Source organism: Clostridium sp. CX1 (assembly GCF_025398335.1).
In the GTDB taxonomy this organism is placed as follows: Bacteria; Bacillota; Clostridia; order Clostridiales; family Clostridiaceae; genus Clostridium_AM; species Clostridium_AM tanneri.
In genome coordinates this window covers 25,196-45,322 of record NZ_JAODOO010000003.1, presented here as the reverse complement: position 1 = coordinate 45,322, position 20,127 = coordinate 25,196, and the positions used below count along the sequence as shown (strand labels likewise).

Below are 20,127 nucleotides of genomic sequence, written 5' to 3'. Positions count from 1 at the left end.
TTTTACATACCTAGAGTTCTAAGTATTCCCGAGGCAACACCTTCTGCATATTTTGCCTGATACTCTTCGCTTGCTAGCTTGCTCTCTTCATCAGGATTACTTAAAAATCCAAGTTCTACTAGTGCTGCTGGAGCAGCCGTATTCTTTATAACGTAGAACCCTGCAGTTTTTACACCTCTATCATAGGAGCCTACTGTGCTTACTAAGCTCGATTGTATCTCAGAAGCTAATCTTTGACCTTCACTATTTCCCGCATAATAATAAGTCTCAGTACCATAAGCATTTGGTGTACCTGCAGAATTATTATGTATAGAAACAAAATATGTGGCACCTGCTTCATTAGATATGTCGCAACGTTTTTGTAAACTATCTATTACTTCCATCGGTGTAGAACGTTGATCTGTAGTTCTGGTATATACCACCTGAACACCACGACTCTCTAGTATTTTACCAGCCTTTAATGTAACACTAAGGGTTACATCATCTTCTTGCACACCAGTTATACCTGTGGCTCCTGTGTCTCTTCCAATTCCATGTCCAGCATCTAATACTACAATCTTGCTAGTTGTAGGATCTGGCTTAGCCTTGACTACTAAACTAAGATTTACAGGCCTTTCATACCCAGCCACAACTCCTTGATATGAATAAGTTCCTGCCTTAGTAGTATCTACCGTCTTTGGACTCCATATAACATTTACTTTTTTAGAACTTCCGTCACTCATCACTGCTGGTATATTCAAAGGAAGTGCAAATCCATTTCCCTCAACTACAGTGGCAGATAAATCTTGTACAGAACTTATAGTTAAGTTTTTAGTTTTATCTATATAACTTAGAGACTTTAATATACCATTAGCTATTGCAGAGGCACTTTTATTTTGGTAATCTTCTGTTCCTAAAGCTGCTCCTTCTTCTGCATTAGTTAAGAAGCCCAGTTGTACCATTACTGCACTTGCTACAGTTCCCCTTAATATTTCATGTTGAGCAAGTCCTACTTTTACTCCTCTATTTAAGCGAGAAGTTTGACCTATTAGCTCATCTTGAATTGATTGAGCAAACTTTTGACCAATAGTATCTGAATCTGCATAATAAGTTTCTATTCCATTTGCAGCTAAATTTTCTGGGTATGAGTTACAATGTATGCTTACAAAAAAGTCTGACTTAGCGTTGTTTGCTATATCAAAACGTGCCTTTAATTCATTATCTTTATTCCATGATACGGAATCGCTATTTCTTGTATAAACTACCTTTACTCCATTAGCTTCTAATATCTTTCCAGCCTTTAGTGCTACTGATAAGTTTACATCCTTTTCTTTTACCCCTGTTTGTCCTATGTTTCCACTATCACTTCCGCCATGTCCTGCATCAATAGCAACTGTATATCCCTTATCAACTACAGCATTATCTTTAATTTTAAACTGAAGTTTTACTGGTTTAATCAAGGCAGCACCATTTATAGCTTTTAACCCATCCTTTATGAATAAACTATAAGTTTTGCCATAAGCATATTGATTTTTAGGCACCATTGTTACAGATTTTTTATCTTCTCCAAGAGCTACAGTTATACTTACCGGCTGATCATTTTCATCAGTTACTGAAAAAACAGAATCATTTACCGTGTTTTCATCTAGCTCCTTATTAAACCTTACTGTCCATACCTTTCCTGCATCAATATCTGCTTTTATACCTTTGTCATCATAGGAAGCAGCTTGTACAAGATTTAAATTACTGCTGGCAATTAAAATGAATAAAAAACTTATTAACAAAAAAATATAGCCTTTTCCACTTTTCACATTATCACCTCCAAGTTTATATAAGATACTTTAAGTGAAATATATCCCAATAAGTATTATTCACCATATACTATTATAATATAAAATAACAGAATTTCACACTAAAAAGTGGCTTGATTTTGTTATTAATACAAATTTCACTTTCTTTTTTAGGTTAAATACAATATAACTTTAATATGATAACTTTGACATGTATTTACAGGAATGTTTCTTTTACTTATTTTAATAAAAGTAATTAAGGTTATAATATAAGTGTATACCTTATTTAAAACTGACAAATAAAAAGAAAGAGGTGCTTTTTGTGGAAATAACTTGGCTTGGTCATTCATCTTTTTTTATTAAGGACTCTAAAGGACGAAAGGTTTTAATGGACCCCTTTGATGAAAGCGTTGGATATGATGTATTTAAAGGAGATGTGGATGTTGTTACAATAAGTCATCATCACTTTGACCATGATTATCTTGAAAATGTAAATTATGAACATTCCATAGATAAAGCTGGCTTTTTTTACCTATCTGATATACCTGTAACTGGAGTTCCATCTTATCATGACAAAGTACAGGGTGCTAAACGTGGAGAAAATATAATTTTTATTCTTACTATAGATGACTATAAGGTATGCCATCTAGGTGACTTAGGTTATGTTTTATCACAGGATGATATAGAAAAGATAGGAAAAGTAGATGTTTTGCTTATACCTATTGGTGGTAATTACACATTGGATGGTAAAGAGGCTTCTCAAGTAGCTAAGCTGATTAATAGTCCTTTAGTTATACCTATGCACTATAAAACTCCTATGCTTTCTTTTGAATTAGAAGGACTAGAAAGTTTCTTAACTTACATGAAAAATGGTGAAAGAGTTGGCAGCAACAAGTTAACCTTAGAAGGACCATTAGAAGATACAAATAAGGTCATGATATTAGATTATAAATAACTTAGAGATTTATGAAATTTTTACTTGAGAACATCTCCAAGTAAAAATTTCATATTTTTTAATAATAAATTTAGTATCCTCTTTCTCTAAACCCTAAATATTTATTAACAAGATCCTAACCTTCCATAGTTACAATAGTTCCTGAAGATATGCTTTCTTTTACATCAATAATCCTTTGATTGCTAGAACCTCTAAACTTAAGACTATCATCTTTCTTATCTTCTTCAAACTTACCGTCAATTAAAACATCAATATTTGACAATAACTTTTCCCATCCCTTTTCTTTATTTGCTCTATCAATGATGCAATTAAATGTATATCCTGTGTAGCACCAAATATTTAATCCTAATTCTTTTATCTTCTCTGCCATATATGCAAACTCTTCTGCTTGCTCAAATGGATCCCCACCAGAAAAAGTTACTCCCTTTATCATAGGATTTTCTTTTATACTTTTTACCAACTCATTTATACTTTTTAGTTCTCCACTGTTAAAATCGTGAGTACTTGGATTAAAGCAACCTTTACAATTGTGCCTACATCCCTGTGCAAAAAATACTCTTCTAAGACCAGGGCCATTAACTAAGCTTTCATAAGCTATTCCAGCTAGCCTAATTTGTCTATTCACTCTAATCCCTCCTAAAAAATTGCCTGTTATAATTTTAAAAGACAGAGTATTCCCTGTCTTTTAAAACTATAATAAAATTAATAACTATTGACTGTATAAACCTGTTTATTGTTGCCATGTGATATTCTATCTGCTCTCTCAGCAACCTTACCTGAACCGAATCTTTCATCTAATGAAAGATATCCTGTTACTCTTGATACACCCTGAATATTACTACTTTCACAGTTTGGACACTTTTCTTCTCCGTGAAGATATGTTCCACAATCCCTACAATATCTTATGTGAAAATTTATTCCTATATAGCTTATATTCGTATTATTATAAGCATAATTTAGTATATCCATAATAGTCTCTGGAGATGGGTAATCATCTATCTCTATATAACTTATGTGTCCCGCATTACACAGCTTATGGTAAGGTGCCTCTATATCTATTTTGTCTTTTATTGATATAGGATATCCTACTGGTATATGATATGAATTTGTGTAGTAATCCTTATCAGTTACACCAACTACATTGCCAAATATCTTTCTATCTTGAAGTATAAATTTTCCGCTGAGTCCTTCTGCCGGGGTTGCATAACAACTCCAATTTAAGAGAGTCTCTTCTGTTAATCTGTCAGTGTATTGTCTAATATGAGATACTATTTCTATTCCTAATTCTCTAGCTTTTTCATCTTCTCCATGATGTTTTCCAACTAAAGCAGTTAGAGTCTCTGCAAGGCCAATAAATCCAATTGACCAAGTTCCTTGCTTTAGTATAGGTTCAATTGAGTCCTCTAATAAAAGATTTTCTGCTCCCTTCATTAAACCCTGTCCCGCCACGAAAGGTAAATCTTTTACTCTTAGTCTTTTTAGAATTTCATATCTGTGCATCAAGGATTCTTTAGCTAATTGAAGTTTACTATCTAATAGTTTAAAAAACTTATTTATGTCTTTTTTTGCCATAAGACCTAATCTAGGTAAATTTATAGTAGTCGGAGCGATATTTCCTCTGCCCTTTGTTCCTGGTTCTCCATTTACATTTGAGCAAACATAAGTTCTGCATCCCATAGTAGCAGGTATTACTCCTTGGTCATAGTAATACTTATTAAAATCTGCATCCAGATTCATGAATGTAGGATTCATCCTCTTAGCTGCTACTCTACAGGCTAATTGGAATAAATAATAATATTGATCTCCTTGCTCTGCATTTACTCCCTTTTTAACTCTAAATATTATATTTGGAAATATAGGCTGTTCACCATTTCCTAAACCTTTTTCATATTCTTTTAAGAATACTTCACAAACTAGAGCTGCATCTTTTGAGTCTGGTATTCCTATATTAATAGATGAAAATGGCACCTGGCTTCCAGCCCTTGAATGCATGGTATTGAGGTTATAAACTATTCCCTGCATAGCCTGCTCTATAGTTCTCTTAAGCTTCTTCTCTACCATGAGGTTAAGTCTGTCCTCTTCTACTCCTAATTCCCTTAATTCTTTTATCAATTCTTGTCTAGTAGGCTCTACGAATACACCCATATCATTGTCAAAATCCGGGTGAGATTGTCCACCAAACATATCATTTTGTGTAGATTGCAAAAGTATGCATGAAAGCTCTGCAGCTGATTCTATTCTTCTAGGTGTTCTAATAGTTCCATATCCTGTATTAAAACCCCTTTCCAGTATTTCCCTAGTGGGAATATGTAAGCAGTTTGTAGTTAAATTATAGCTATCAAGATCATGATAGTATACATCTCCATTCTCATGAGCCTTAGAAAGATACTTTGGCATATTGGATAGATTATGCCACTTATTTGATTCACTTGCGATTCTTAGCAGCTTGGAACTAAAGTTGTTTCCGACATTAGCATTATCTCTATCTGTCTCTACACCTATTTTCTCTATAGCTTTCATTAAATCAGATTTTATCTCTCTTATTTTAGTTCTTTCTTTTCTATAGTAAGAATAAGCAATACCTATTTCTTTATGGCTATTTTCCAAAAGGATTGTTTCAACAATATTTTGAATTTCCTCTACATTAATTTCAGTTATATTAAGTTCCTCTATTTGTTTTATAGTTTTTTTAGTTAGATCTATGAAGTCACTTTCTTTTAAGTCATATCCTATTTCTTCAGAAGCTCCCTTTATGGCATTAGTTATCTTAATTGAATCAAATTCGACCTTTCTGCCATCTCGCTTCACAACATGTAGCATATTACATACCTCCGAACTACCATATATTGTGCTAGACACTTTGCTATTATACTATGCAAAATTTTTTTAAGCAATTTTGAAATTAATATTAAGAATATATTACCTCTCGTTAGTCTTATTTACCTTTATATTATTTTGTTTTTTATTGCCGTATGAGATTTGCTATTTAGTGAATAATTCGTAAAGAATAAAAACACACTATTATTGAGGTGATATGAAATGCTTGGAAAAATAATTGACATAAATCTTTCGGACGCTTCTGTAAATTTTCACGATGGAAGGACAATAAATATTGATATTTATCAATTACCAGCGGGAGTTAGAGTTGGTGACACTGTAAATATTCAAACAGGTTCCATGAGAATGGTGAATTATAACTCTGCTCACTTATTTTAAGGTTGTAAAAGCTTGTAATAGTAAAATAGAACTAAGAAAGCACATCGGCTTTCTTAGTTCTATTTTATTCTACTATTATAGCATTTACAGGACAACTTCCCTCTGCTTCTTTTGCTGAATCTACTGCATTTCCAGGAACCTCATCTACAACTGCTTCTGCCTTTCCATCATCATTCATCTGAAATACCTCAGGACATACTGACGGACATAATCCACATCCTATACAAGTCTCTTGATCAACTACTGCTTTCATCTGTATTCCTCCTAGTATATTTAATATTTGAACTTTATATATTTATTGTTATCAAAACAGTGTTTATTTATTATAAAAATAAATAAAGATATATAATATTTTTTTAATATTATATATCCTTATTGATATAACTTATTAATGAGCCTTTCCCTTGAAGTTATCTAGCAATATGTCATACTGTCCTGATTCCATTATATAACTTTCTACTTTGCCATTTTCCATATTCTCTACTAAATCTAAGTTTATTGGTAACTCAGCAAGTAAAGGTAATCCTATATACTCTGCTTGTTCCTCTGCTGATTTTTTACTAAACACTCTTATTTTTTCTCCACATTTTCCACAGTTAATATAAGACATGTTTTCTACTAAACCTATTATATTTACATTCATCTTTTGAGCCATTATCACTACTTTTTTAACTATCATTGATACCATGTCCTGTGGTGTAGAAACTATAACCATACCTTGAAGTGGAATCTCCTGCATTATAGTTAAAGCTATATCCCCTGTTCCTGGAGGCATATCTATAAGAAGATAATCCAACTCTCCCCACTCAGTATCTGAATACATTTGTTTTAATGCACCAGTAATAACAGGGCCTCTCCAAATCACTGGCTGCTCTTCTTCATCCGTTAACAGGTTTAAAGATATGACCTTAATTCCTGATGACGTCTCTACTGGTGAAAATTTCACATCTTTAGTATCTGCAACCTGTTTTATATCTGCTCTTTGATTATTTATTCCAAAAAATCTTGGCATTGATGGTCCTGTGATATCGCCATCTAGTACACCAACACTATATCCAGCCTTTTTTAGCTGAACTGCTAGTAATCCAGTAACTGTAGACTTTCCAACTCCACCTTTTCCACTTATAACTCCAATAATATTCTTTATGTTTCCATACTTAGGAACTGTCTTAGAACAACTTGTTTCATTGCTATTACAGCTTCCCTTACTAGGACATGTATTACAGTTTCCCATTTAAATATTCCTCCTTTGATTTACAAGTAAATACTATCATGCTAAACACTTGAAAATTTATAATATATAGTTAACTCAATTATAACACTACATTTTACATTATAAAAGTAAGAACACCCATTAAAACCCATCAGGTTTTTCCTCAGAAACCTTTATGCTCCACCTACCATTCTCGTATTTATCAAATACATAAAACTTTTTCTCACTTTTCTCATTTTTATCCCAAAAAGTAATTATAGATTTATATAATGTGGATTTATATCCTTGAGTCTTTATTGTAACCCAAACATCATAATTTTCCTTGTCCTTATCTGCAATTTTAACACTCTTAAACTTATTGTTTAGATTATTCTTAAAGTCCTCTAAGTCAGTAGATAATATAAACTTTCCTGATTCCACATCATCTCTTAAGTTTATACCTACATTTGTATTTCCTTCCTTACCCTTTAGGTATTGACTTAAAGCATCTATTATAGAGCTATAATACACCTCACTAAAATCTTTTGGTTTTCTTATTGTCCAAAAACTTTTTATTATATCGTTATCTATTCTTTTAGATACGATATATATTTTATTATCACTATAAAGGTTTCCTGATTCTTTTTTATCTAGTCCAGCTACATAGCTAAATTTATGTACCTTGTTTCCTTCAATCATTTCAAAGACATAGTCTGGCTCTAGCGAACTTTTTGTTGTAGCTGCTTTAGCATTGGAAAGGATGTCATATAATTCACTAATTGCTTTCTTATCTGTAACTATAAATCTAAATCCCTGATCCCTTGTACTTTGTATTACAATTTTCTCTATTTTACCCTGCTTTATATATTCAAAATCAGTATTTTTAATCCCTAACTTTACTTTCATATCATCTAGCTTGGTACATCCAGATGAAAACATACAAAATATTAAAAGTACAACTAAAAATATTACTTTTTTGTTTCTTAAGTCTTGAAAGTTCTTATACAATTAGTTCTCCTCCTCATTTTTATTAAATAACAATACAGCACCACTGATTATATAAATATTTATATGCATAATCATTTAAAACTACAAATTACATTATATCATAATTAACATGAAAAAGTCCTTTTGTGATATTCAATCACAAGAGGACTTTTACTGGCAGCATGCTATTCTCTATAGTTTAGAGTCTGAACTATTGTTTTAAATACTGTTGGCATATTTTCTTTAAAATTCTCATCTCTCATGAAGAATGAAAATCTAAAGAATTTATCTTTATCCTTTATAAAGTATTCATATCCCTTATAATAAGTATTAGTATTGGTTTTTATTGTGTAGTTAACTAAATATCCTTCTCTATTATTTATGGTTATTGGACTGATATTGTAATCTTTATATTCATTTTGTTCACTGGATATCTTCTTACTTTCTTGAAGAAATGTTTTTAAATCCTTGTTTAGATTCCAAACCTCGATAAAGCCATGAACTTTATAATCTTTGTCCTTAAAGTCATTATGATATATTATTTCTTGTCCAGAAAAGTTTTGCTCTGATGTAGACCATTCTGATGGTAGTTTATAAGTCAGTTTACTGTCTAAAGCTTGATACTGTACTAACGAATTTATATTATTCTGCATAAGAGCAGCAAGCTTAAGCTTGGCATCAAAATGCTTTTCTAATCCTAACAAGACTAGCATAAGTCCGATTATTATAGTAGTTACCCCTAATCGCTTTCTGTTTATTATTATGACTTTCATAAATAACGCTTCCCTATATAATAAATATAAGTTCAGCCCTCACCTCCTGCACATGTTAATACATGATTATTAAATTATATGAAAATGGTACCAAAAATATTAAATATTTTTGGTACCATTTTGCGAGGTCATACATTATTTTTTTACAGGTATTAATATTGTAGAGGTCTTAAAATCATAAAACATAAGCCAGTACCCGAAAGTTTCATCTTTATCCACTGGTACCCAGGTAACAAAACCAGATCTTCCTCCAAAAGGCTGTTCTTTAACATCTTTTAAACCAGGCACTCCATAAATTAGGTACTTAACCTCTCCTGATTTATCACACTTATATCCAATTAAGCAATGACCATATTTTTTAATATACTGGAAATAACTTTGCATAGGATAGTATATTATTCTATGCCTATCGTGATCCCTCATATCCTGCATATCTTCTTTACAGCTAATAGGAACCTTGTACCATCTACATCTTTTAATTTCCCTACATATGCCAGGAAGTTCATCAAAGTCTTTTACTAGGCCTTTAAAAAACTTAGCTGTTCCTCCTCTTGGATAGTCTTCTTCATCGTTTCTATACTCATCAGCTTCACTATCACTAGTTTCATCACTTTGCTCGTTTTTATTATCTTCTTCTATAGATTCCTGATCATCCCTGTCCTGATTTTCCTCACCTAATAAAGGCACTGGCTCAGACTCTCTTTCTTCTTCAACTGAAGGCTCTGACACTTTCTCTTCCTCAGGGATCCTTGGAGACTCTTCCTCTCCATCTTCTTCAGTAGCCTCAACTATGTTCTCGTCCTTTATAACTGCATTTCTTATTTGCTGTAAATCATCCTGCTCTTCTGGAACATCTAAAGCTTCCTTTTCCTCTTCCTTAACACGTTCTATACTTTCTTCATACTTATCGAAGATGCTTTTTTCTTCGGCAGATTCTTTATTAATCACCTTTTCTTCTTCGTCAATACCTCTATCCTTATCTTCAATCATCTCAAAGCTTTTCCATTGAGGTATTTCTGTACTTGCAAAACCACTCATAACTGGTACTATATTACCACTTAAAACTCTAACTATAGCAGCCCCCGACACCTTATCCATAGATATACCACTACCTGCAACATTACCTACAGGATACTCATAACAAATGTCTGCTCTTCCATAATCATCTATGTTCATCTCACCAATCTTAATTATCTTTTTTACATCCTTCTTATTACATATTAAAACCATGTAATAAGGCGCTACTTCCTTTTTCAAGTTTTGCACATAGTACGATATTTTGCACTTGTCATTCTTTAATTCCAATTTAGCATAACCTGACGCTACCTTGTCAGAAGCTAGGGAGTATCCCTTTTCATCTTCTTGTAATATTATGAAATACCTACTATAACTCTTTTTTTGTGCCAACTTCGTATACCTCCATATATTTCATTCATTATAATATATGAGGTAATATTCAAAAAGTGAACAACTTGTCGGTAAAAAGATTATGATAAATCTAATATGCAGTCTGAAAGTCTTCCAAATTCAGCTAAAGATAGGGTTTCACCTCTTCTTTTAGGATCTATCTCTGCGTTACTAAAAGCAGTTTCCATAGTCTCCTTTGGCAATTTTAAACTTTTAAGAGCATTCCATAGAGTTTTTCTTCTCATATTAAAGGAATTTCTTACAATCTTAAAAAATAAATCTTTGTCTTTAACATCAACTCTAGGATTCTTAAGCTTATCTAGCCTTAATACAATGGAATCCACCTTTGGTCTTGGAACAAAAGATCCTGGACTTACTTTTCTTATAACTTCTATATCACAATAGTACTGAACAAGTATTGAAAGCGAGCCATATTCCTTAGTATCAGGTTCTGCTGCAATTCTTTCTCCAACTTCTTTCTGTATCATTATAGTTAGAGAGTCAAAGTTATATCCTCCATTTAAAAGTCTTGAAATTATAGGTGTAGTCACGTAATAAGGCAAATTAGCAACAAGTTTAACATTTTTTTCTTCCCCTATAATTTCATTAAAATTTACTTTTAATGCATCTTTATGTATTAGTTCAAAATTATCAAATTCTTTAAGTTCTTCTGTTAAAATAGGTATTAGGTCTGAGTCCAATTCGATTGCATATACCTTCTTAGCCTTCTTTAACAATTCTCTAGTTAATGTCCCAACTCCTGGACCTATTTCTATAACAGTATCTTCTTCAGTTACATTTGCACTATTAACTATATCCATTAATACCGAGTTATCAATCAAAAAATTTTGTCCAAGGCTCTTAGAAAATCTGAACCCGTATTTTTCAACTATATCCTTAGTAAGTAAATTTTCCATATTATTTCTCCTTATCTATTCTTTTTATTGCTATTATAAATTCATCTTTAGTTATTCCATAGTTATTAAGTCGAGTTAAAAATTGGGCAGCATTACAATAACCTATTCCTAACTCTTTACCTAAAGCATCTCTTTTTTCTTTTGAATTAGTATTTCCTGCAAGACCAAAAAAAATCATATCATTTATGTCGAATTCACTTCTTTTCTCTTTCAACTCACACTTAGCTGCCTCTAAAGCTCTTATTATAGTTTCTGGTTCAGCATTCTCCACTCCTATATCTCCGTCCTTTGTACCATCCTTTCGAGATATATAAGCATGCTTAATTCCTTCTACTCTTTTAGATATAATCCTTCTTATTTTTTCACCTGCAAAATCCGGATCTGTTAATACAATTACCCCTTGTCTTTTCTGAGCTTCTTTTATCCTATCTATAACCTTCTTATTTATTCCAAAGCCCCCTACTGCTATGATTTCAGCATCTACCGCTCTTTTAACTGCAGTAATGTCATCTCTTCCCTCAACTACAATAACTTCTTTTATCATAATTTCCCTCCGTTAGAATTACAAATATACTACATTAATAAGTATTAACACTTATTAATAATATCATAAACAATATAATGAAGTTAACTAAAAATGGTAGACATAGCAATTTTCTTAAAAGAAAAGTAGGAGCTACTTAAGCTCCTACTTTACTTAACCACATAAACATTTACCCATCTAACGCCCCAGTTGTCCGCTTCTGAACTAGAATTAAAAAACAAGTCTATTTTGTTTCCCTTTATAGCTCCACCAGTATCTTCTGCAACGGCATATCCATATCCATCAACATACAGCTTTGTACCAAGTGGAATAACTCTTGGATCAACTGCTATAGAGCTATAGCTACTACTATTTCTTTTTGCAACTGTTCCAGTTGCTGTAATTCCGAATCCGGCATTACCAGGACTTTTACCTGTACTTTCATAATCTGCAGTATACGCAGTAGCCCTCATCCTCATGGATTTTGTATAAGTAACTTTTCCTCCACGGGAAGGGGTATATGTGCTAAGTGTTCCCATAGCTACAACTTTTTGTACAGGCTGTTTTTTAATTATTTCAGTTATTACTTTTCTTGAAACTTCTTTACCATTTTCATAAATAACTTTGGTTACAGTTTCTTTTTCTCCTAATTGTCCCTCTTGTATAACTTTATTTTTGCCCTGTTCCATTTCATCATCTTTTTTTACAACCGTTGTATAATCTATCTTTTTATTTTCTTTTACTTCCTTAGTTTCTACTCTTGTTATTACTACTTTTAATCCATCTTTAATTGCTAAATCCTTTGCTGGATATACTTTATCAAAATCTTGAAGTCCTATTCCTTCAGCTTGCAACATTTTCTCAACGTTCTGTTCCGCTGACTCAATGGTTACCTGCCTTCCATCTGCCTCCACATGAACCTTAACAGCTCTTTTTATGGATATTTTCTTTCCTTTTTCAACTCTACTGTCCAGACTAGGTGTGGTTTTGTCCTTTGGTCCTACAACTATATTGTTATTGCTTAAAGCTTTTTTGTAAGTTCTACTAAATGTAGTAATCTGTTTATCCTGTCCATCAACAGAAACTGTTATTGTCTTCCTTGTGCTGAAAATTAATACTGTCAAAGCAATAAGAACTATTGATACTGACATGAAAATAAATTTAGGACCATTGGAAAAGTATTTTTTTAAGTAACTTGTGATTTTTTCCACCATAAGAATACCTCCTCCGGGCAAGAGCGACATCAATCATTATAATTGCTATAACTTCTTATGTCAAATATCACTCATGCTTTTTAGACTGTTTAATGCACATACCTGCATAAAACTAAAAAAATAAAATATTATGATAGCAAATTATTTTAACAGTCTAATACGGCTTTCGGTGGAATTTTGTTAAACTATTATAATTATATTCTCTATTGAGAATCTTTATGACAAAAATTAATTTTTTGTTAATATTATAAATATTCCTTTTTGATTTTACACTACTTTCTTATATTTAGCAACTTCTCAACATTGGAAATAGTCCAATTACTTACCTCTTCTGGTTTAATATCTTTAATTTCTGCCACCTTTTCTATCATATTCCTAATGTATTCAGATCTATTTCTTTTCCCCCTAAAAGGAACTGGAGCCATGTACGGACAATCTGTTTCTAATAGTATTCTATCAATAGGAACTTCTTTAACCACTTCTATAATCTTTCTAGCATTTTTAAATGTTATAACACCAGTAAAACCTATGTAATAACCTAACTTTAAACACTCCTTGGCAAACTCTACGCTTCCAGAAAAACAATGAATTTCTCCAGTTACTCCTTTAAATTGTTTTATTATGTTCAGAGTATCCTCATGGGCATCCCTGTCATGTATTATTACTGGCAGATTTAGTTCTTTTGCCAACTCCATTTGCCTTATAAATACTTCTTTCTGTATCCTTCTATCTGGATTCTCCTCCCAATAATAGTCCAACCCTATTTCTCCTATAGCTTTAACTTTTTGATTCTTAGCCAACCTTTTTAATTCGACTACCGTATCCTCTCCGAATTTATCTGCATGCTCAGGATGTATGCCTACTGCTGCATAAAAAAAATCGTATTTATCAGCAAGGTTAACAGATTGAACACACCCCTCTAAAGATGCTCCACAATTTAGAACTCCTATTACATTATTTTTTTTAAGCTCTTCTATTACTAAATTTCTGTCTTCATCAAACTGTTCATCATCATAATGAGCGTGAGCATCAAATATTTTAATTGCTTTATCTAGTTCTATGTTATCCATCATCTGTATCTTCTCCATTTCAAACACTTAAGTGTAAACTCTTTTGTTTTTAGTTAACCTAGAAAATATATATAAAATTGACAGCCACCAATATATTACCATTTTATTACATTTTTAATTATAGTCAAGCTATTTTTAGTAAAAACTCATTTAACTTCTCATGTAAACAAAATTCCCTACTTATTTACAAGTTTTGTTAATAAAAATACCCTATAGGATTATTATCATATAGGGTATTTCTAAATCAATTTGTTCTATAGGTCAGTCTTTCTTCTAATAATCCTCATAGTAAATGATAATTTATATACTTTTATCTAACTACGCTTCCAGTTGGAAGTTCTCCAGGTATAGAAACGGTAAATAACTTACTATCATCATCTGTAGAAGCTGCTAGTATCATTCCCTGTGAAAGTTCTCCTCTAAGCTTAACAGGTTTCAAGTTAGCAACTAATACTACATATTTTCCTACTAAATCTTCAGGTTTATAATGCTTAGCTATACCTGATATTACCTGTCTTTCCTCTCCATTTAATTCAACCTTTAACTTAAGAAGTTTTTTAGCTCCTTTTACAGGTTCACACTCTAAAACCTTAACTACTCTTAAGTCTATTTTTTCAAAATCCTCAATGGTTATCTCTTCTTTTAAAGGTTGCATTTTAGGTTTATTCTCACCTAACTGCTGTTCTTTAAGAGCATTTAACTCTTCAATTTTCTTTTCTACGTCTATTCTTGGGAATATGATTTCTCCCTTATTAACCTTTGTTCCTGCACTGGTTCCATCAAAAGCGGCTACACTATTCCAACTAGTTAGCTCTACATTTAACTGCTTATTGATTTTTTCACTTGTTTCAGGAAGGAAGGCTGAAAGACATACGGAAGTTATTCTTAAGGATTCTGCTAAGTTATAAAGCACTGTTCCAAGTCTTTCTTTATTTGATTCATCCTTTGCAAGTATCCATGGAGTAGTTTCATCTATATATTTGTTAGATCTTGATATAAGCTCCCATATACTATCTAATGCTTCAGGAATTCTCAAGTTATTCATATTCTTTTCTACCTTTATAGGAGTTTCCAAAGCAAGGTTTATAAGTTCGTTATCAATAACATCTTTTGCTGTTGGTGCTGGTATTATACCATCAAAATACTTTTCTACCATTGTGCAAGTTCTTGATAAAAGATTACCTAAGTCATTTGCTAGATCTGAGTTTATCTTCTTTATAAATATCTCATTGTTAAATAAACCATCTGATCCAAAAGGAATTTCTCTTAATAGGTAATATCTTACAGGGTCTGTTCCGAAATGGTTTACTAAAACTACTGGATCCACAACGTTTCCTTTAGATTTTGACATTTTTCCACCGTCTACTAAAAGCCAGCCATGACCAAAAACCTGTTTTGGAAGTGGAACTCCTAGGGCCATAAGCATAATTGGCCAATAAATAGTATGGAATCTTAAAATATCTTTACCTACTAAATGCACATCTGCAGGCCAATATTTGTTATATAGTTCATTATTTTCTCCTGCATATCCTAATGCAGTTATATAATTCGCTAAGGCATCTATCCAAACATATACAACATGCTTTTCATCAAAGGTTACAGGAACTCCCCAATCAAATGAAGTTCTTGATACGCAAAGATCTTGAAGTCCAGGCTTTAAGAAATTATTTATCATTTCATTTTTTCTTGATTCTGGTTGAATGAATTCTGGATGGTTTTCTATATGCTCAATAAGTTTTGGGGCATACTTCGACATTTTAAAGAAATAAGCTTCTTCCTTTGCCTTTTCAACAGGTCTTCCACAATCTGGACACTTTCCATCTGCTAGCTGAGTTTCTGTCCAAAAGGATTCACAAGGTGTACAGTACCATCCTTCATAAGAGTCCTTATATATATCTCCTTGATCATATAGTCTCTTAAAGATATCTTGAACAGCTTTTATATGATAATCCTCTGTTGTTCTTATAAACTTATCATAGCTTACATTCATCATTCCCCATAGATCCTTGATACCTGCTACTATTTCATCCACATATTGTATCGGAGTAACCCCTTTAGCCTCTGCTAGTCTTTGTATCTTTTGACCATGTTCATCAGTACCTGTTAAAAACATTACATCATAACCTGTAAGCCTTTTAAATCTTGCTAGAGCATCTGCAGCTACAGTAGTATAAGTGTTTCCTATATGCAACTTTGCTGATGGATAATAAATCGGTGTAGTAATATAATATGTTTTTTTGTTCATTAATTTTTCCTCCTTTATTTTTCAGTTTTTAACTTTGAGATTAAATTTTTATAATAAAAAGCCTCTATACGAAGATATCCTTCATATAGAGGCGTGCTTACGCTTTACCACTCTATTTTATCCTTACCTCGCGATAAAGACCTCAATAAGTAATTGAAATTTAGCATTTTCCTAAAATTCCTTATTACTCTGCAAAATAACGGTTGCTTCCGTGCTATCCTACTCTATTTTTAGATAACCTGCTCTGGAGCCATGTTCATAAACTATTGTGTCATCGGTTTTCACCACTTCCGACTCTCTTTAGACATTTTCATTTACTACTCTTTCCTTCATAGCATTTTAAATTAATAATATGTTATATATTCTATACTGTCAATATGATGTCTAAATTTTTAATAAATATTCCTTTTTACACCTAATAGTTTTATTTTTTACTAATTCTATATAGTTCTAGGTTCCAAACAAGTTTTATCTTAGAACATAATTTTCACAATATTTATCGCCAATATGACACATATCATATCTGCCATTATAGCTACCCAAAGGGTATGTCGTATTTTCTTTATCCCAACAGCTCCAAAGTATACAGTAAGGGTATAAAATATCGTTTCAGTAGACCCAATAATTATTGATGCAACTCTCCCTATGTAACTATCAGCACCAAACTTATTTAATGTTTCTGCAAAAATCCCCATTGCTCCACTTCCTGATAAGGGCTTAACGAGCACTAAAGGCACAACCTCCGGCGGAAGCCCTATGAGCTTAACCACTGGTTTCACTATACTTATGAAATAATCTAATGCATTAGATTCCCTAAAGACCCCAACTGCTATAATCATCGCTAATAAGTAAGGAAAAATTCTAACGCATATATATAGTCCTTCCTTTGCACCTTCTACAAAGCATTCATACACTTTTACCTTCTTAATCATCCCATAGGCAATGATTAAGAAAATAATAATGGGGATTATCGATTTTATGATGTAATCCATGCTATTTCCTCCTTAAAAATACCTTTGAAGTACTTTGCACATCGTTACTCCAAATATAGCCGCTATTCCAGTAGTAATAATTGATGGTATTATAGTTTCTGCTGGATTTTGAGAACCAACAGCTGCACGTATAGAGATAACTGTAGTTGGTATTATTTGAACACAAGCTGCATTTAAAACTAAAAATAGGGCCATATCATTACTAGCTACACCATCTTTATTCTTATTAAGTCGTTTTAGTTCCTCCATAGCTTTTATTCCAAAAGGGGTTGCTGCATTAGACAATCCCATCATATTAGCAGTAAGATTCATAACTATAGCTCCCATTGCCTTTTCATCCCTGGCGGCTTCCTTAAAAATGAGTCTCAACAGCGGCCTTAGCAGCTTTGCCAGTTTATCTGTTAGACCGCTTCTTTCTGCAACTTTCATAACTCCACACCATAAACACATAATACCAGCTAGTCCAATAACAAGTTTTACTGTTGAATCTGCTGATACTATAATAGATTTTGATACCTCTGCTCCCCTTCCAGTAAAAATACCAAAAATAATTCCGATAGCTAAAATAGAAAACCATATAAAGTTAATCATATTGTTTCTCTCCTTTTATTAATTGTTGACACTACTTATCATTAATGTATATGATAGAAATTAGCCAGTATTGCATAAATATTATGCTTTCATTCTATTTACTATTGAAAATAAATTTTAAGAATGTTAACATTTATGATGTGCATTATTTTTATAATTGGAGGTTAGAGATGACCATTAAGGATATAATGAAGTATATAGAAAGTGAGTACTATGTTATAAATGATACTCCTTGTGAAATATGTGGTGGAGGGTACATAGCTGAAAGCTTAAAGATTGATATTGTTGATGACGTACCTTATGACGTATGTGATTGTATCTGTTCAAGTTGCGGCTATGAAAAAACCTTCGAGTTTTGTGCACCATTTATAGATGAGGATGGATTTAATAAAGCTAAAAATATGCTAAACTAAAGGAGAGTTCATATGAAGGAAAATAACTTAAAATTAGCTCAACAGGATATTGATGAGGCTCTTTCAACTATTGAATACATGGAGAAAAGTCTTAACAACGAAAACCTTCCTAAAGATGTTTTAAAAGAAAAATTTATGTTTCTTGCAGAAAAAGTATCACAACTCGAAACAATTTTAAAAGAAGAAGGTATTCTTGAATAACATAATATAAATAATAAGCAGCTAGATTTACTGGTAAATCTAGCTGCTTATTATTTATATTCCTACTTATACTTAGGTATCTCAAAACTTAATACAGGATTTTTAACTTGAGACATAATATTATACATTCGTGGAATTTGCTTATATGCCCAAGAAACATCAGTTGCATACTGGTGAGTTCCCGGTTTTTCAGGATTCCATCTCATCTTATACAATGTATCCTGTTTACCATTTGGATTATTTATGTATCTTGGTGAAATCCATTTTGCTCCCCCCATAATCGCTTCTTCCGGAGAAAACCATTTATTTTCATAGGCAGTTCTAGTTCCATTCAAATTAGGCTCTACATCAAAAGCACCTATTCCAAAAAAATTATATACTGGCACACCGTAATATGGGTTACCACTACTATCGTTAATTCCCCCATTAGCTAATTGAGATTTTCCATTTCCCGTTTCTAATAGCGCATGAGAAACTAGATAAGCAGGATTTATATTGGCCTCTTTAGCTGCATCTAAGAATACTTGTCCTTTTCCTTCTAATATACCCTTTCCTTTTAATATGTTATCTAAATCCTCTGCAGTAATGCCTTCGGAGTAAGTTAACTTTAAAAATTGGTATTTTCCATAGTTATCTAAAAAATTACTAGGATTAACATAATACTTAATGTGATTCTTACTTGCTTCATTGCTCATATCGCTATACTCTACAAAAACCGGTTTTGACTCTACATTCTTCTGAATATTAATCATTTCATCAAGAGTAATACCGTAATTAGAAACTTGGCTATCTCCTATATTTGTGCTATCAACAACTCTAAAGTAATCCACGTAATAGTTATCATAATCAGTGTTTATATCTTTATGAGCTCCTGCGGTGTTTGCTCTCTTACTATATACTACAACTTTGTACTTCTCACCACTTGAACTACCTGTTAGTATTTTAGATGATGTAATTTTACCACCTTCAGCTGATACATATCCGTCTGTTAATTCCGTATATACATCTTTGTTATCTGCGTAGTTATGTACAAATATTCTATACTGTGCATCTGTTCCACTTTTAGAGTTTATAAAAAACACTGGTTTTTGATTTGATAAAAGAGAATTATAATCAAAACTTAATGATGCTATTTGCGGTACTCCTTCATAGCTTGTACCATCTGAATATTTGTTAATAGTATTAAATTGCATATTTATGGTTTTTCCCAAACTTTTTCCTGAGATTGATTTAACATCAGGACTTATTACTAGGTTATATTTTTTATTAGGGTCATATCCTGATACTATGGGACTTACCAATACAATATCTGAACTAGCCCCTATAGATACATTCACAGGGATAGTTTTGCCACTATCATCAGTAACTAATATATTCTTATTATTGACTGTTTCCATTTTTAATGGACTATTGAATTTAACAACCCATTCCTTATTTATATCTATCCTAGGCGAACCTTCTGATAAATAATTAACTGCATAAACCTTCGACTGAATCAAAGATAATGAAAATATTAAAGAACAGGTAAGAGCCTTTAACCTCTTATTCATGTTTACCCCCCCAATTTCATTCCTACAATGTTATTATAAGGAAATTAAAAAGTTTTTTCCAACATTATTTTTAAAAGCTTAAAATTTGTATTTATATATTTTAAACAGAATT

20 protein-coding genes and 1 other annotated feature are annotated in these 20,127 nt (G+C 32.1%); of the genes, 4 read left to right on the top strand and 16 right to left on the bottom strand.

Annotated features, from left to right (window positions below; translation table 11 throughout):
- Positions 1-2: 2 nt before the first annotated feature.
- Positions 3-1,790, bottom strand: coding sequence for an N-acetylmuramoyl-L-alanine amidase (locus tag N4T77_RS03870; protein ID WP_261670430.1), 1,788 nt, complete (start codon positions 1,788-1,790; stop codon positions 3-5).
- Between the two features lie 301 nt (positions 1,791-2,091).
- On the opposite strand from N4T77_RS03870, the gene N4T77_RS03865 reads away from it, so the two are divergent.
- The gene (locus N4T77_RS03865; RefSeq protein WP_261670429.1) at positions 2,092-2,724 is read left to right on the top strand and encodes an MBL fold metallo-hydrolase; all 633 of its coding nucleotides are present in this window, start codon (positions 2,092-2,094) and stop codon (positions 2,722-2,724) included.
- A 115-nt stretch (positions 2,725-2,839) separates the two neighbouring features.
- On the opposite strand, the gene nrdG is transcribed toward N4T77_RS03865, so the two are convergent.
- Both nrdG and N4T77_RS03855 read right to left on the bottom strand, forming a co-directional pair.
- Entirely contained in the window at positions 2,840-3,349 is a 510-nt protein-coding gene (gene nrdG / locus N4T77_RS03860) for an anaerobic ribonucleoside-triphosphate reductase activating protein (RefSeq protein WP_261670428.1), read from the bottom strand.
- 77 nt (positions 3,350-3,426) lie between these two features.
- Positions 3,427-5,544, bottom strand: coding sequence for an anaerobic ribonucleoside triphosphate reductase (locus N4T77_RS03855; RefSeq protein WP_261670427.1), 2,118 nt, complete (start codon positions 5,542-5,544; stop codon positions 3,427-3,429).
- Between the two features lie 219 nt (positions 5,545-5,763).
- Between N4T77_RS03855 and N4T77_RS03850 the strand changes: the two genes are divergently transcribed.
- Positions 5,764-5,940 (top strand): DUF3006 domain-containing protein, encoded by a 177-nt coding sequence (locus tag N4T77_RS03850; protein ID WP_261670426.1) that lies wholly within the window; start codon positions 5,764-5,766, stop codon positions 5,938-5,940.
- Between the two features lie 64 nt (positions 5,941-6,004).
- Here the strand turns inward: N4T77_RS03850 and N4T77_RS03845 are convergent, their stop codons facing one another.
- From N4T77_RS03845 to N4T77_RS03790, 12 genes are all read right to left on the bottom strand, one after another.
- A complete protein-coding gene (locus N4T77_RS03845; RefSeq protein ID WP_261670425.1) occupies positions 6,005-6,193 on the bottom strand; it encodes a ferredoxin in 189 nt (62 codons plus the stop codon).
- A 135-nt stretch (positions 6,194-6,328) separates the two neighbouring features.
- Complete coding sequence (locus tag N4T77_RS03840; protein ID WP_261670424.1) at positions 6,329-7,174, bottom strand: Mrp/NBP35 family ATP-binding protein; 846 nt, start codon at positions 7,172-7,174, stop codon at positions 6,329-6,331.
- A gap of 120 nt (positions 7,175-7,294) precedes the next feature.
- Entirely contained in the window at positions 7,295-8,071 is a 777-nt protein-coding gene (locus N4T77_RS03835; RefSeq protein ID WP_261670671.1) for a hypothetical protein, read from the bottom strand.
- 233 nt (positions 8,072-8,304) lie between these two features.
- Positions 8,305-8,892: a hypothetical protein gene (locus N4T77_RS03830; RefSeq protein WP_261670423.1), complete on the bottom strand. Its 588-nt coding sequence runs from the start codon at positions 8,890-8,892 to the stop codon at positions 8,305-8,307.
- 135 nt (positions 8,893-9,027) lie between these two features.
- Positions 9,028-10,299 (bottom strand): hypothetical protein, encoded by a 1,272-nt coding sequence (locus tag N4T77_RS03825; RefSeq protein ID WP_261670422.1) that lies wholly within the window; start codon positions 10,297-10,299, stop codon positions 9,028-9,030.
- Positions 10,300-10,379: 80 nt separating this feature from the next.
- The gene (gene rsmA, locus N4T77_RS03820) at positions 10,380-11,216 is read right to left on the bottom strand and encodes a 16S rRNA (adenine(1518)-N(6)/adenine(1519)-N(6))-dimethyltransferase RsmA (protein WP_261670421.1); all 837 of its coding nucleotides are present in this window, start codon (positions 11,214-11,216) and stop codon (positions 10,380-10,382) included.
- A gap of 1 nt (position 11,217) precedes the next feature.
- Positions 11,218-11,760 carry a ribonuclease M5 gene (gene rnmV, locus N4T77_RS03815; protein ID WP_261670420.1) on the bottom strand — a complete coding sequence of 181 codons (543 nt, stop codon included), beginning with the start codon at positions 11,758-11,760 and terminating at the stop codon, positions 11,218-11,220.
- Between the two features lie 149 nt (positions 11,761-11,909).
- Positions 11,910-12,953 carry a 3D domain-containing protein gene (locus N4T77_RS03810; RefSeq protein WP_261670419.1) on the bottom strand — a complete coding sequence of 348 codons (1,044 nt, stop codon included), beginning with the start codon at positions 12,951-12,953 and terminating at the stop codon, positions 11,910-11,912.
- A 272-nt stretch (positions 12,954-13,225) separates the two neighbouring features.
- Positions 13,226-14,026 carry a TatD family hydrolase gene (locus N4T77_RS03805; RefSeq protein WP_261670418.1) on the bottom strand — a complete coding sequence of 267 codons (801 nt, stop codon included), beginning with the start codon at positions 14,024-14,026 and terminating at the stop codon, positions 13,226-13,228.
- A 307-nt stretch (positions 14,027-14,333) separates the two neighbouring features.
- The gene (gene metG, locus N4T77_RS03800; protein WP_261670417.1) at positions 14,334-16,268 is read right to left on the bottom strand and encodes a methionine--tRNA ligase; all 1,935 of its coding nucleotides are present in this window, start codon (positions 16,266-16,268) and stop codon (positions 14,334-14,336) included.
- Between the two features lie 84 nt (positions 16,269-16,352).
- Positions 16,353-16,610, bottom strand: a binding site (T-box leader).
- A 131-nt stretch (positions 16,611-16,741) separates the two neighbouring features.
- Positions 16,742-17,260 (bottom strand): spore maturation protein, encoded by a 519-nt coding sequence (locus N4T77_RS03795; RefSeq protein WP_261670416.1) that lies wholly within the window; start codon positions 17,258-17,260, stop codon positions 16,742-16,744.
- A 12-nt stretch (positions 17,261-17,272) separates the two neighbouring features.
- Positions 17,273-17,851: a nucleoside recognition domain-containing protein gene (locus N4T77_RS03790; RefSeq protein ID WP_261670415.1), complete on the bottom strand. Its 579-nt coding sequence runs from the start codon at positions 17,849-17,851 to the stop codon at positions 17,273-17,275.
- A 170-nt stretch (positions 17,852-18,021) separates the two neighbouring features.
- Between N4T77_RS03790 and N4T77_RS03785 the strand changes: the two genes are divergently transcribed.
- Together N4T77_RS03785 and N4T77_RS03780 are read left to right on the top strand one after the other, a co-directional pair.
- Positions 18,022-18,264: a metal-binding protein gene (locus N4T77_RS03785; protein ID WP_261670414.1), complete on the top strand. Its 243-nt coding sequence runs from the start codon at positions 18,022-18,024 to the stop codon at positions 18,262-18,264.
- A 12-nt stretch (positions 18,265-18,276) separates the two neighbouring features.
- A complete protein-coding gene (locus N4T77_RS03780) occupies positions 18,277-18,465 on the top strand; it encodes a hypothetical protein (RefSeq protein WP_261670413.1) in 189 nt (62 codons plus the stop codon).
- Between the two features lie 62 nt (positions 18,466-18,527).
- Here the strand turns inward: N4T77_RS03780 and N4T77_RS03775 are convergent, their stop codons facing one another.
- On the bottom strand, positions 18,528-20,015 hold the full coding sequence (locus N4T77_RS03775) for a glucosaminidase domain-containing protein (protein ID WP_261670412.1): 1,488 nt from the start codon (positions 20,013-20,015) through the stop codon (positions 18,528-18,530).
- Positions 20,016-20,127 lie beyond the last annotated feature (112 nt).

Coding starts and splice junctions, on each gene's coding strand:
- N4T77_RS03855 (WP_261670427.1), bottom strand. CDS start 5,544: ATGCTACATGTTGTGAAGCGAGATGGCAGAAAGGTCGAATTTGATTCA.
- N4T77_RS03850 (WP_261670426.1), top strand. CDS start 5,764: ATGCTTGGAAAAATAATTGACATAAATCTTTCGGACGCTTCTGTAAAT.
- N4T77_RS03845 (WP_261670425.1), bottom strand. CDS start 6,193: ATGAAAGCAGTAGTTGATCAAGAGACTTGTATAGGATGTGGATTATGT.
- N4T77_RS03840 (WP_261670424.1), bottom strand. CDS start 7,174: ATGGGAAACTGTAATACATGTCCTAGTAAGGGAAGCTGTAATAGCAAT.
- N4T77_RS03835 (WP_261670671.1), bottom strand. CDS start 8,071: ATGTTTTCATCTGGATGTACCAAGCTAGATGATATGAAAGTAAAGTTA.
- N4T77_RS03830 (WP_261670423.1), bottom strand. CDS start 8,892: ATGAAAGTCATAATAATAAACAGAAAGCGATTAGGGGTAACTACTATA.
- rsmA (WP_261670421.1), bottom strand. CDS start 11,216: ATGGAAAATTTACTTACTAAGGATATAGTTGAAAAATACGGGTTCAGA.
- rnmV (WP_261670420.1), bottom strand. CDS start 11,760: ATGATAAAAGAAGTTATTGTAGTTGAGGGAAGAGATGACATTACTGCA.
- N4T77_RS03810 (WP_261670419.1), bottom strand. CDS start 12,953: ATGGTGGAAAAAATCACAAGTTACTTAAAAAAATACTTTTCCAATGGT.
- N4T77_RS03805 (WP_261670418.1), bottom strand. CDS start 14,026: ATGATGGATAACATAGAACTAGATAAAGCAATTAAAATATTTGATGCT.
- metG (WP_261670417.1), bottom strand. CDS start 16,268: ATGAACAAAAAAACATATTATATTACTACACCGATTTATTATCCATCA.
- N4T77_RS03795 (WP_261670416.1), bottom strand. CDS start 17,260: ATGGATTACATCATAAAATCGATAATCCCCATTATTATTTTCTTAATC.
- N4T77_RS03790 (WP_261670415.1), bottom strand. CDS start 17,851: ATGATTAACTTTATATGGTTTTCTATTTTAGCTATCGGAATTATTTTT.
- N4T77_RS03785 (WP_261670414.1), top strand. CDS start 18,022: ATGACCATTAAGGATATAATGAAGTATATAGAAAGTGAGTACTATGTT.
- N4T77_RS03780 (WP_261670413.1), top strand. CDS start 18,277: ATGAAGGAAAATAACTTAAAATTAGCTCAACAGGATATTGATGAGGCT.
- N4T77_RS03775 (WP_261670412.1), bottom strand. CDS start 20,015: ATGAATAAGAGGTTAAAGGCTCTTACCTGTTCTTTAATATTTTCATTA.